At 66.0% G+C, this 10724-nt stretch carries 12 protein-coding genes; 6 read left to right on the plus strand and 6 right to left on the minus strand.

What is annotated here, in order from left to right:
* The coding region (locus tag AB4Y84_RS04580; protein WP_442249822.1) for a discoidin domain-containing protein at positions 1 to 632 on the minus strand (632 nt) is incomplete at its 3' end.
* Positions 633 to 746: 114 nt separating this feature from the next.
* The gene (locus AB4Y84_RS04585; RefSeq protein ID WP_428704246.1) at positions 747 to 1643 is read right to left on the minus strand and encodes a LysR family transcriptional regulator; all 897 of its coding nucleotides are present in this window, start codon (positions 1641 to 1643) and stop codon (positions 747 to 749) included.
* Between the two features lie 84 nt (positions 1644 to 1727).
* Here AB4Y84_RS04585 and AB4Y84_RS04590 point away from each other — a divergent pair, with 84 nt between their 5' ends.
* A complete protein-coding gene (locus AB4Y84_RS04590) occupies positions 1728 to 2507 on the plus strand; it encodes an NAD(P)H-dependent oxidoreductase (RefSeq protein ID WP_088100665.1) in 780 nt (259 codons plus the stop codon).
* Positions 2508 to 2610: 103 nt separating this feature from the next.
* Entirely contained in the window at positions 2611 to 3117 is a 507-nt protein-coding gene (locus AB4Y84_RS04595; protein ID WP_442244973.1) for a helix-turn-helix transcriptional regulator, read from the plus strand.
* 21 nt (positions 3118 to 3138) lie between these two features.
* Here the strand turns inward: AB4Y84_RS04595 and AB4Y84_RS04600 are convergent, their stop codons facing one another.
* Positions 3139 to 4215 (minus strand): MBL fold metallo-hydrolase, encoded by a 1077-nt coding sequence (locus tag AB4Y84_RS04600; RefSeq protein ID WP_088100667.1) that lies wholly within the window; start codon positions 4213 to 4215, stop codon positions 3139 to 3141.
* A gap of 103 nt (positions 4216 to 4318) precedes the next feature.
* Between AB4Y84_RS04600 and AB4Y84_RS04605 the strand changes: the two genes are divergently transcribed.
* Entirely contained in the window at positions 4319 to 4930 is a 612-nt protein-coding gene (locus tag AB4Y84_RS04605; RefSeq protein ID WP_312109195.1) for a TetR/AcrR family transcriptional regulator, read from the plus strand.
* Between the two features lie 15 nt (positions 4931 to 4945).
* On the opposite strand, the gene AB4Y84_RS04610 is transcribed toward AB4Y84_RS04605, so the two are convergent.
* Positions 4946 to 5578 carry a TetR family transcriptional regulator gene (locus AB4Y84_RS04610; RefSeq protein WP_442244974.1) on the minus strand — a complete coding sequence of 211 codons (633 nt, stop codon included), beginning with the start codon at positions 5576 to 5578 and terminating at the stop codon, positions 4946 to 4948.
* 103 nt (positions 5579 to 5681) lie between these two features.
* On the opposite strand from AB4Y84_RS04610, the gene AB4Y84_RS04615 reads away from it, so the two are divergent.
* The gene (locus AB4Y84_RS04615; protein ID WP_313249039.1) at positions 5682 to 6341 is read left to right on the plus strand and encodes an O-methyltransferase; all 660 of its coding nucleotides are present in this window, start codon (positions 5682 to 5684) and stop codon (positions 6339 to 6341) included.
* A 7-nt stretch (positions 6342 to 6348) separates the two neighbouring features.
* Here the strand turns inward: AB4Y84_RS04615 and AB4Y84_RS04620 are convergent, their stop codons facing one another.
* On the minus strand, positions 6349 to 8289 hold the full coding sequence (locus AB4Y84_RS04620) for an EAL domain-containing protein (RefSeq protein ID WP_442249823.1): 1941 nt from the start codon (positions 8287 to 8289) through the stop codon (positions 6349 to 6351).
* A 99-nt stretch (positions 8290 to 8388) separates the two neighbouring features.
* A complete protein-coding gene (locus AB4Y84_RS04625; RefSeq protein ID WP_442244976.1) occupies positions 8389 to 9105 on the minus strand; it encodes an SDR family NAD(P)-dependent oxidoreductase in 717 nt (238 codons plus the stop codon).
* Between the two features lie 71 nt (positions 9106 to 9176).
* Between AB4Y84_RS04625 and AB4Y84_RS04630 the strand changes: the two genes are divergently transcribed.
* Entirely contained in the window at positions 9177 to 9980 is an 804-nt protein-coding gene (locus AB4Y84_RS04630) for an APH(3')-II family aminoglycoside O-phosphotransferase (RefSeq protein WP_442244977.1), read from the plus strand.
* A gap of 147 nt (positions 9981 to 10127) precedes the next feature.
* Entirely contained in the window at positions 10128 to 10712 is a 585-nt protein-coding gene (locus tag AB4Y84_RS04635; RefSeq protein WP_442244978.1) for a TetR/AcrR family transcriptional regulator, read from the plus strand.
* Positions 10713 to 10724: the final 12 nt, after the last annotated feature.

Genomic DNA, 10724 nt, shown 5'->3' on the forward strand with positions numbered 1-10724 from the left:
GTACTGGGCTGGGCGCGGGGCAGGGTGATGTCGAGCGTGTGGATGCCGCCTTTGCCTGCGGGGATGGCAACCGTGCCGCCGCCCTGCCACAGCGCAGCGGACTGGGTGGCGTCCAGCCCGGTCACCCGTGCGCTGAGCGCGGTGTCGAGCGGTTCCATTTCGAAGATGGATACGCCCCAGTCAGAGGTGCGCTGCGGGCTGGCCAGACGCAGGTAGCGGGCCTGTCGCGGCGCGAAGTACAGGGTTTCGACGCCACCCAGCGAATCGCCCATGACGTAGGCGCTTTGCCACTGCTTGCCGTCGAGCGAGGTCTGCAGCGAATAGCCTTCGGGGTTGGAGACATCCCAGGTGAGGCGTGCACCGGCCAGCATCGCAGGCTTGCCGAGATCGACCTGGAACCAGTGGCCGGGACTGAACGCGCCGCCGGTCACCGTCTTCGGATCGTTGTCGATCAGGTGGCTGATCGCCATCGCCGGAACCTGCTGCGACGACGCGCTGGCCTGCCATTGCGCGCGCGGTGGCAGGTTCTGTGCGGTGGCGGTGGCGGCCAGTGACAGGCCGAGCAGCAGGGCCGCGGCAAGGCGCCGGTTCGGCAGGCAGGGAGCGGTCCAGCGGTCAGCGCACAACGTCATTGCGAAGGCCTCACATCGGCAGGGCCCGGGAACGGGCGGGCCTACGCTAGCAAGGGATGTAACCGGTTACATGACGCGTCGCAATATTTCCCGGACGGGTCCTGGCACGAGGTTTCATGAATGCGCACAGATACGCTCGCGCAGCCAGCGATGTGCCGGATCGCGATGCACGCGTTCGTGCCAGAGCATCACCATCTCGAACCCGGGCACATCAATGGGCGCCGCAACCGCCTTCAAGGCCGGGTCCTGCGCGACCAGGCGCGAGGGCATCATCGCCACCAGGTCCGTGCGCAGCAGCACGCTGCGCAGGAACAGGAAGTGCGGCACCGACAGCACCACGTTGCGACGCGCGCCTACATGCGCCAACGCGCTGTCGGTGCCGCCATGGAAACCGCCGCCATCCGGTGACACGATCACATGGTCCAGCGCGCAGAACTGCTTGAGCGTCGGCCGCCGCTTCAGTCGTGGATGGTCGCGACGCCCGGCCAGCACGTAGCGTTCCTGGAACAGCGGACGATGGTGCAGCGAGGGAGGCGCGTCGGAGGTGATGTGGAGGGCGAGATCGATCTCGCCGCGTTCGCTCTGCGCCACCATCTGCGCCGGCGCCAGGCTGACCACGGCCAGGCGCGTGCCGGGTGCGCGCACGCGCAGGTCAGCCAATGCCGGCAGGACGATCGTGGTTTCGCCGAAGTCCGACGCCATGATCCGCCAGGTCTGCGTAGCCTGGGCGGGATCGAACGCCTGCATCGGTGCGACCGCACGCTGCAGTGCAGCCAGTGCCTCGGCCAGCGGTTCGCGCAGCGCATCGGCGCGGGCGGTGGCGCGCATGCCGCGCGGCCCCGGCAGCAGCAGCGGATCATCGAACAGGTGGCGCAGGCGCGCCAGCTGCACGCTGACCGTGGGCTGGGCCAGATGCAGGCGTTCGGCCGCGCGGGTGACGTTCTGCTCTTCCAGCAAGGCCTGCAGGGTTACCAGCAGGTTGAGGTCGATGCGACGCAGGGTATTGTCCATGGCAATGCCGGGGATTGCAGGAATTCATTTCAACTATAGCGTGGCGGCACCCAACATGGCTGGCATTCCCTCCCTGGTACCACCATGAACGTTCTGCTTGTCTACGCCCACCCCGAACCCACCTCGCTCAATGGCACCCTGAAGGCCTTCACGGTTGAGCACCTGCAACGCGCCGGCCACACCGTGCAGGTGTCCGACCTGCATGCCATGCAATGGAAGGCGCAGATCGATGCCGACGATCACCCCGGGCGGGATCCTTCGGTGCCGTTCCACGCGTCACTGGATTCGCGCGACGCCTTCAGGACCGGCCGGCAGAGCGCCGACATCGCCGCCGAACAGGAAAAGCTGCGCTGGGCCGATGCGGTCATCCTGCAGTTCCCGCTGTGGTGGTTCTCGATGCCGGCCATCCTGAAGGGTTGGGTGGATCGCGTGTATGCCTATGGTTTTGCCTATGGCGTGGGCGAACACTCCGACCGGCATTGGGGCGACCGCTACGGCGAGGGCGCGATGTCCGGCAAGCGCGCGATGCTGGTGGTAACCACCGGTGGCTGGGAGTCGCATTACGGTCCGCGCGGCATCAATGGGCCAATCGACGATGTGCTGTTCCCGATCCAGCACGGCATCCTGTTCTATCCCGGCTTTGACGTTCTGCCCGCGCATGTGATCTACCGCAGCAGCCGTATCGATGAGGCGTCGTTGCCTGGCGTGCTGGAGGGGCTGGGCGCGCGGCTGGATGGGCTGGCAAGCGATCCGGTGATTGCCTACCGGCGACAGAACGGCGGTGATTATCTGATCCCTGCACTGAGCCTGCGGCCTGAGTTGGCAGAGGGTGAGGCAGGGTTGGGAGTTCACCTCGAACTGTGAGTGGCGCATTCGCCTCTGGAAACGCGACGGAGATTCTGTAGGTTCGGCAATCCAGCGGCGCTCGCGGTAGCCGCCCTTGCTGACTCAGGGAGAGGCAGGTCCTTTGAAGACGGAATTCAACTTCACCCTGAGATACCGCCTGCCCGATACCTCGGGTGATCCTGGCGTCCTCGAACGGCACCTGCTCGATGCTGGATGTGGAGATGCACTGCTGGGCGTAGGGAGCCCGGCAAGGTTGGCGCTTGAATTCTGCCGTGAGGCGAGCAGTGCCGCTGAGGCGATGCGCTCCGCGCTGGGAGACGTCCAGCGTGCCGTACCCGACGCAGAGCTGATCGAAGTCAGTCCCGATCTGGTTGGGCTGACGGATATCGCTGATCTGCTGGGCATGTCACGGCAGAACATGCGCAAGTTGTTGCTCGCGCACCCGCAGACGTTTCCGGCACCGGTGCACGAAGGCAGCGCGTCGATCTGGCATCTGGCCGATATTCTTTCGTGGATGCAGGCGCGCGGCAGCCAGAAGGTCAGCAGCGAGCTGGCGGAGCTCGCTGCTGCGGCGCTGCAGATCAATGTAGCCAAGGAGCAGGAACGGCTGGTTCAGCCTCCCGGCTGAGGGGCGCTGCGCCACAGGCCGTTACAGTTGCACACGCTCCCACCAGCGCGTACCAGCGGTCGGTGATTGCATGTCCAGCGCCTCGCCCATCATCGGCGTGGCCACCGGCACGTTCTTCGCTGCAGCCAATGCGCTGATGCGTTCGAACGGTTGCTGCCACTCGTGCAGGGCCAGGTCGAAGGTGCCGTTGTGGATCGGCAGCAGCCACTTGCCACGCAGGTCCAGGTGCGCCTGCAGGGTCTGTTCGGGCTGCATGTGCACGAACGCCCAGCGTTGATCGTAGGCACCGGTTTCGATCATCGTCAGGTCGAACGGACCGTACTTCTCGCCGATGGCCTTGAAGCCGTCGAAGTAGCCGGTGTCGCCGCTGAAGAAGATGCGGAAGTCGCCGTCCTGGATCACCCACGACGCCCACAGGCTGCGATCGCTGTCACCCAGGCCGCGGCCGGAGAAATGCTGGCCGGGGGTTGCGGTCAGGCGCAGGCCAGCGGCTTCGGTGGACTGCCACCAGTCCAGTTGCTCGACCTTGGCCGCATCCACGCCCCAGGCAATCAGCTGGTCGCCCACGCCCAGCGGTGCGATGAAGCGCGCGGTCTTGCCGGCCAGCTTCATTACCGCCGCGTGGTCGAGGTGGTCGTAGTGATTGTGCGAGAGGATGACGCCGGCGATCGGCGGCAGTTCGTCGATGCTGATCGGCGGCGCATGGAAGCGTGCCGGGCCCATCCATTGCACCGGTGAGGCGCGTTCGGAGAACACCGGATCGGTCAGCCAGTACTGCCCGCGCAGCTTCAGCAGGATCGTCGAATGCCCCAGGCGGAACAGGCTGCGGTCGGGCGCCGCGTCCAGGGTGGCACGGTCCAGCGCCTGCACCGGAATGGGGTGGTCGGGCACGGTGCCCTTGGGCTTGTTGAACAGGAAGGTCCACCAGATCTCCAGGCCATCACGGAAGCCCATTGCCGGTTTCGGCAGGGCATTGCGGAACTTGCCTTCGCGGTACTGCGGCGAATCGGGGAAGTCGGGGAGGGACCAGGATTTGCAGAAGGTATAGGCGGTCACGGCGAGGATTCCGAGCAGGAGGACAAGGAGCAGGCGCTTCATGGGTGACGTCCGCAGGGTACACTGCACAGTGTAGTTTCCGGATTTCAGAAAGTACACTGCTGGGTGTAAAATGGCGGCATCCGTTCAGCTGTCTGGTTCCGCCATGCCCCGTGCCCCGCAACGCCTTACCGATCGCAAACGCGAGGCCATCGTCCGCGCGGCGGTGGAAGAGTTCCGTTCGGCCGGCTACGAGGCGACCAGCATGGACCGCATCGCGGCGGTGGCTGGCGTCTCCAAGCGAACCGTATACAACCACTTCCCGAGCAAGGAAGAACTGTTCGCGCTGATCCTGGAAGAGCTGTGGCAGAGCAGCGTGGCCAGCGTCGAGCTGCCGTACCGCGCCGACCAGCCGCTGGATGTGCAGCTGCTGCAGCTGCTGCGGCAGAAGCTGGACCTGCTGGGTGATGCCAACTTCATCGATCTGGCGCGGGTGGCGATGGCCGAGATCATCCATTCACCCGAGCGCGCGCAGGCGATCGTCTGCCGCATGGGCGAGAAGGAGAGCGGCGTCAGCGCGTGGATCCGTGCAGCCATTGCCGATGGGCGGCTGCGCGAGATCGATCCGGAATTCGCCGGCCATCAGCTGCAGGGGCTGGTGAAGAGCTTCGCGTTCTGGCCGCAGGTGACGATGGGCCAGGCGCCGCTGGCGCAGGCCGAACGCACGCGCGTGGCCGAGTCGGCCGTGGCGATGTTCCTGGGCTTCTACGCGGTGTAAGCCGGCGGCTGCACGTCAGCGCGCGCCCAGCTGCCTGAGATAGGCGCAGAACATATCCGCGACCGCATCGGCATAGACGCGCATCTCGGCGACAGTGCGCGGTTCACTGGAGAATTCGCGACCGGTGGCACCCAGCGTGGTATCGATCAGATCCACCGCCAGCTGGCGCGTGCCCGCCGAGGCCTGCGGCAGCAGCTCGGCCATGAACAGGAGCATCGCTTCGTCGGACTCGCTGCGTGCTTCCTGCGCCTCCGGCGCATCACGGTACAGCGGCGCGGCATCGTTCAACGCGCCACGGGTCTGCGCTTCTTCGCATTCCGACACGATGAAGGCATGCACCAACGTGCGCAGGCGCTGCAGGTGCGGTTGTCGTGTGTCCTGCAGGATGTCGCGCAGCATCGCGCCGGTCTGCTGCCACTCGTCGCGCTGCAGGCGGAACAGAATTGCTGCCTTGTTGGGAAAGTACTGGTACAGCGAGCCGACGCTGACGCCGGCGCGTTCGGCCACCCGCGCGGTTGTGAACCGAGTGGCACCTTCGTGCTTCAAAACCTGAGCAGCGGCTTCCAGGATGGCTGCGACCAGGTCGTTCGATCGTGACTGGCGAGGCTGTTTTCTCGAGGAAATCTGCGGCGGACGACGTTCGGACATGAGGCTTTTCCAATGCGAATAGGCGGAACCGGGGATCGTCCGTATTCTTGATTGCGACGAATTATTCGCATTCTAACCCCGCCAACGAAAGGAACACCCGTCCATGTCCACCCTAATCTCCGCCCCGGTCGCGCCCCTGCTTGCGCGCCTGTTCACCGAAGCCGACAGCGCGCTCAGCCCCGCCTTGACCTCCGTTTCCCCCGAAGAGCGGCAGCGCCTGCTGGGCAGCCGCACCGAATACCGGCGCCTGTATGGCGAGCTGCTGAAGGACCTGTGGCTGCCGGTGTCGCCGGAAACCGGCCGCCTGCTGTACCTGCTGGCGCGCAGCAGTGGCGCGCGCAGCATCGTTGAGTTCGGTACGTCGTTCGGCATCTCCAGCATCCATCTGGCTGCGGCGTTGCGTGACAACGGCGGCGGCCGCCTGATCACCACCGAGTTCGAGCCGGAGAAGGCGCGCCGTGCCGCCGGCCACCTGCGTGAAGCGGGCCTGGACGATCTGGTGGAGATCCGCGTGGGCGATGCGCTGGAGACGCTGGCGGTGGACCTGCCCGATACGATCGATCTGGTGCTGCTCGATGGTGCCAAGGTGCTGTACGACGACGTGCTGGACCTGCTGCAGGAACGCCTGAGTCCGGGCGCACTGGTGGTGGCCGACAATGCCGACGACAGCCCGCGCTACCAGCAGCGCATGCGCTCGGGCAACGCAGGCTATCTGTCGGTACCGTTCGCCGAGGACGTGGAACTGTCGATGCGTCTCGCCTGAAAGGCCCTCATGCCAGCTGCCGGAACTGTTCCGGCGGCAGGGCGTGTGCATACAGATAGCCCTGGCCCACATCCACTCCCAGCGCACGCAGCATCTGTTCCTGTGCCGAGGTCTCAGTGCCTTCGGCGACGACGACGGCACCGCAGCGGTGCGCCACTTCCACGATGAAGCGGACGATGGACTGCGACTTGGCATCGGACAGCGTGGCGATCAGCGCCCGCTCGATCTTGACCTCGGCCACCGACAGTTGTGACAGCAGGATCAGCGTCGAATAACCGGCGCCGAAGTCGTCCAATGACAGGCTCATGCCAGCGGCCAGCAGAACGACGACGTTGGCGTCGACAACGTCGCGCTCGACGATTTCGGTCCATTCGACAATCTCCAGCCGCAGCATCGCGCCGGGTATGCGCTGCTGCTCCAGCAAGGTGCACAGGCGCACGCCGAAGTCCGGTTGGCGCAGCGATTCGGCGGATACATTCACTGCGATCGTCAGCGTGTGCCCGTCATCCCTGCAGTGGCCAAGGAAGGCGGTGGCCGCCTGCAGCGTGGCCCATTCCAGTTCGGCCAGGCGACCGCGGCGGCGCAGCAGCGAAACCACCCGCATCGGTGCAATCAGGTGGCCATCGCCATCGCGCATGCGCAACAGTGCTTCGGCGCCGACCAGGTGGCGGTCCTGCAGGCGGAACTTGGGCTGGTAGTACAGCGGTGCATCGGCGTGCTGCAGCCAGTGGTCCAGCGCGGTCTCGATCAATGCATCCACTTCACTGTCGCGCTGGATCGGATCATCGAAGAACACCACGCCGGACTCGATCGCATTCAAGGCCAGGGTGACGGCGCGGAACGGGATGGAGCTGTCGTCCTGCGTGGGCGGTTGCAGCTCGACCACCGCGCAGCGGAATACCGGGCGGAAGCCCGGCCAGTCATCGCCGATCACCGTGGTCAACCGGTCGGCCAATGCTGGCAGTTCGGTATCCGCGCGGAGATCGGCAAGGCTTGCGTCCAACAGCAGGATCGCCAGCGCGCTGTCACCGAACTGATAGACCTCCATCGTGCCGGTTGGCCTTGCATGCAGCAGGGTGCGATGCACGGCTTCGGCGTTGTGCCGGTTCCACAGGCCGCTGTCATTCAGCGGACCATAGCGCAGCAGCAGGTCCTGCAGGTTGCTCATCTCGGTCACGATCAGGCACGCATTGCCGCGATCTTCGCTGCTGCGCCAGTGACGTTGCAGGCGCTCGTCGAGGGCGCGCAGGTTGGGCAGGCCACTGACCGGATCGATGCGCATCCAGGCATGTTCGCGTTGGCGCTGGGCATCGATCTGCGCATCGTTGTAGATCAGTGCGAATACCGCCGCCAGCACCAGCAGCGATACCGGCAGGGCAAGCAGCCGCTGGGTGGCCAGTTCCAGCAGGGGTAGCTGCGCGCTGCCGATGATCGCCACGCCCAGCGCCAGTCCAAGCAGGGTCACCGCGATGCGCACCCCCCAAGCCTGCAGGATCAACCGCAGCGAGAGCTGGGTGAGCATGCGTGGATACATCCGCCCACGCAGCCAGATGCCTGCGAGCACCTGCAGGGCCGCTTCCAGGCCGGCGGGCAGGAAGTACTGCGTGCCGGAGAACTGATAGCGCGCCAGCAGGCTGGCCAGCAGGCAGGTCACGCCGCCGCGCCAGCCGCCCAGCAGGCCGCTGATCAGCAGGATGTCGATGCCGAGGTTGAGCTTGACCACGCCCTGCGCGTAGCCGGCCACGAACCAGGAATTGAACAGGTAGATCAGGCCAAGAATCGCGCCGATGTAGACGCGGCGCCCCTCGATGGCATGGCCGCCGCGGCGGGTGGTGATCAGGAACACGCCGATCATGCCGATCACCGCAGTGGCCTGCAGCAGGTACAGCGGCAGGCTGGGCAGGGCGCTGTCCAGGATCCGGGTCGAAACCCTTGATAGCGCATCCATAGCCATAGCCGGTCCTGTGTGCGGCCAACTGCCAGTAGACGCAGAGTAAACCACGGCCGCGTGTGCGGCCAAACCGGGGCTGCCAGTGTGTGCTGAGCGCTAGTAACGCGGATCGGCGATCGCAGGCAGCACCAGCTCGCGGACGAAACTGGAGGACGACAGCTGCAGCAGGGCGCGCACCATCGCCACCACGTCGTGCACCGGCACGTACTCGCCATTGCCGCGTGCGGCGGCCTGCTGCAGCGGCACCGACAGTGCATCGTCGGTATTGAGGTAGCCCAGCTGCAGCGTCGTCACGGCCAGCCGCTGCTGGCGGAAGCCCTCGCGCAGGGCATCGGCAATGCCGTTGAGCGCGAACTTGGACGCGCCGAAGGCCACCTCGGGGCGGCCACTGCGTGGCAGCGCCGAGGTCGAGCCGGTCAACACCAGTTGCGGGCGGCGCCCGCCGAGAACGCGGGGCAGCAGCTGCTTGAGCAGCAACAGGGTGGCGGTGATGTTGATGTCCACCAGCTGCGCCAGCGCGCTGTCACTTTCGTTGAGGAAATCGTAGTCGTCACTGAATGCGGTCTCCTCCCAGATGCCGAGATTGTGGATGAGGACATCGAGATCCGGCGGCGCCTGCGCCGCGATGCTGGCCGCTGCTCGTGCTGGCTCGCTCAGGTCTGCTTCTATCCAGTGCAGGTCGACGCCCTCGCTGCAGTCCAGCTGCGTGGGGCGTGTGCGCGATACGCCGATGACGGTATCGCCGGGCCGGCAGAGGCCTTCCACGAAGGCGCGGCCAAGACCTTTGCTGGCGCCGATGACCATGAATTTCATGCGATGTCCTTTGCTGTGGGGTGTCCGATTCGGAGAGAATCCAGGCTGTGACCGGGGCCGGAGCGGTGGGGATGGAAGCAGGATCGAGCGATGGCGGTGTAATGCCCTTGCCGTCGCAGTGGCGCAGCGCGCTGCGCGATGCAGAAATCGAGATGCAGGGCATCGGCGTGTCGCGCGCTGATGTAGCGCGGGTGCGACGTCAGGGGTCGCCGGACGCGTTCCTGAAATCGGAAGTGATTGATGCCTTCAGCGAGCTGGAGGGCGAAATCCTGCGTCTGCGCTGGCTGCGGGCACAGGGACAGCCGGTGCCAACGGTGCTGGATACGGCGGAGGAGGGCGGTCGGCGCTGGCTGCTGATGAGCGCGTTGCCCGGCCATGACCTGGCATCGTCGCCGACGCTGGCGCCCGACCAGGTGGTCGTGCTGCTGGCCGACGCGCTGCGCGCCCTGCATGCGCTGCCGGTTGCCGGTTGTCCGTTCGATCATCGCCTTGCAACGCGCTTGCCGGAGGTCGCTGCGCGCGTTGCCGCAGGGTTGATCGATGCGGATGATTTCGACGATGAACGAATGGGCCAGAGCGCCGAGCAGGTGCATGCCGAGCTGATCGCAACGTGCCCGGCGGATGAGGATCTGGTGGTAGCGCACGGCGATGCATGCCTGCCGAATCTGATGGCGGTCAACGGCCGCTTCAGCGGTTTCATCGATTGTGGCCGGCTGGGTGTGGCTGATCGTTGCCAGGACCTGGCGTTGGCCGCACGCAGCCTGGTCCACAACTATGACGACACCCGCTGGGTTGCGCCCTTGCTGGCCCGCTATGGCATGGGTGCCGATGAACGCCGACTCGCGTTCTACCGCCTGCTGGACGAGTTCTTCTAGGTGCATGCAGGGTCCGCAGTTGCAGCAGGGCGCGGCAGGATCGGCCCTCAACAGCGGTTGAGGTCAAGCGCGGCGCGCTGAACGGCGACTGGCCGACGGCTTGGATTCGGCTTTCAAATGGACGAACGTTCGTTCATTGTTTGCCGCATGAACCGCACCGACCGCAATGAGCAACGCGCTTCGCAGATCCTGCAGGCGGCCCTGCAGTGCTTTCTGTCCAAGGGCTTCCACCAGACCAGCATGCGCGACATCGCGCAGGCGGCCGGGGTGAGCCTGGGCAATCTCTACAACCACTTTCCCGGCAAGGAGGCGCTGATCCTGGCGACGGCCGAGGCCGAACAGGACGAACTGCAGCCGTTGCTGCAGCGGTTGGCGGGATGCAATGGCGAACGTGCGCAGGTGCAGGGGTTCCTGCGGGACTTCCACACCCTGTGCCGGCAGCCGGAATGGGCGCTGTTGAGCGTGGAAGTGCTGGCCGAGAGCGCGCGTAATCCGGCGGTGGCGGCGGCATTCGCTGGCAACCGCGCGCAGTTGCAGCCCAGGCTGGCCGAGGCCCTGCAGGAGGTTGCGCGGCGTGAGCGCCGCCGGCCCGCGCTGTCGGCGACGCTGCAGTCGCAGGTGCTGCTGGATGCGATCGAAAGCGATGCGTTGCGGCAGGGGTTGGGTGAGGCGAGCGATGCCGACGTGCTTGATCCCTCTCTGCTGGCAGCGCTCCTCGGGGCGCGCGCGTGAGCAGTGCCGATC

Origin of the sequence: Stenotrophomonas sp. 2YAF22, from assembly GCF_052114665.1 — a bacterium.
Lineage (GTDB): Bacteria > Pseudomonadota > Gammaproteobacteria > Xanthomonadales > Xanthomonadaceae > Stenotrophomonas > Stenotrophomonas indicatrix.

Bases quoted from the DNA above. Each gene is read 5' to 3' on its own strand.
- AB4Y84_RS04600 (WP_088100667.1), bottom strand. From the start codon at position 4,215: ATGAAGCGCCTGCTCCTTGTCCTCCTGCTCGGAATCCTCGCCGTGACC.
- AB4Y84_RS04630 (WP_442244977.1), top strand. From the start codon at position 9,177: ATGGAAGCAGGATCGAGCGATGGCGGTGTAATGCCCTTGCCGTCGCAG.
- AB4Y84_RS04635 (WP_442244978.1), top strand. From the start codon at position 10,128: ATGAACCGCACCGACCGCAATGAGCAACGCGCTTCGCAGATCCTGCAG.
- AB4Y84_RS04590 (WP_088100665.1), top strand. From the start codon at position 1,728: ATGAACGTTCTGCTTGTCTACGCCCACCCCGAACCCACCTCGCTCAAT.
- AB4Y84_RS04605 (WP_312109195.1), top strand. From the start codon at position 4,319: ATGCCCCGTGCCCCGCAACGCCTTACCGATCGCAAACGCGAGGCCATC.
- AB4Y84_RS04615 (WP_313249039.1), top strand. From the start codon at position 5,682: ATGTCCACCCTAATCTCCGCCCCGGTCGCGCCCCTGCTTGCGCGCCTG.
- AB4Y84_RS04625 (WP_442244976.1), bottom strand. From the start codon at position 9,105: ATGAAATTCATGGTCATCGGCGCCAGCAAAGGTCTTGGCCGCGCCTTC.
- AB4Y84_RS04610 (WP_442244974.1), bottom strand. From the start codon at position 5,578: ATGTCCGAACGTCGTCCGCCGCAGATTTCCTCGAGAAAACAGCCTCGC.
- AB4Y84_RS04585 (WP_428704246.1), bottom strand. From the start codon at position 1,643: ATGGACAATACCCTGCGTCGCATCGACCTCAACCTGCTGGTAACCCTG.
- AB4Y84_RS04620 (WP_442249823.1), bottom strand. From the start codon at position 8,289: ATGGATGCGCTATCAAGGGTTTCGACCCGGATCCTGGACAGCGCCCTG.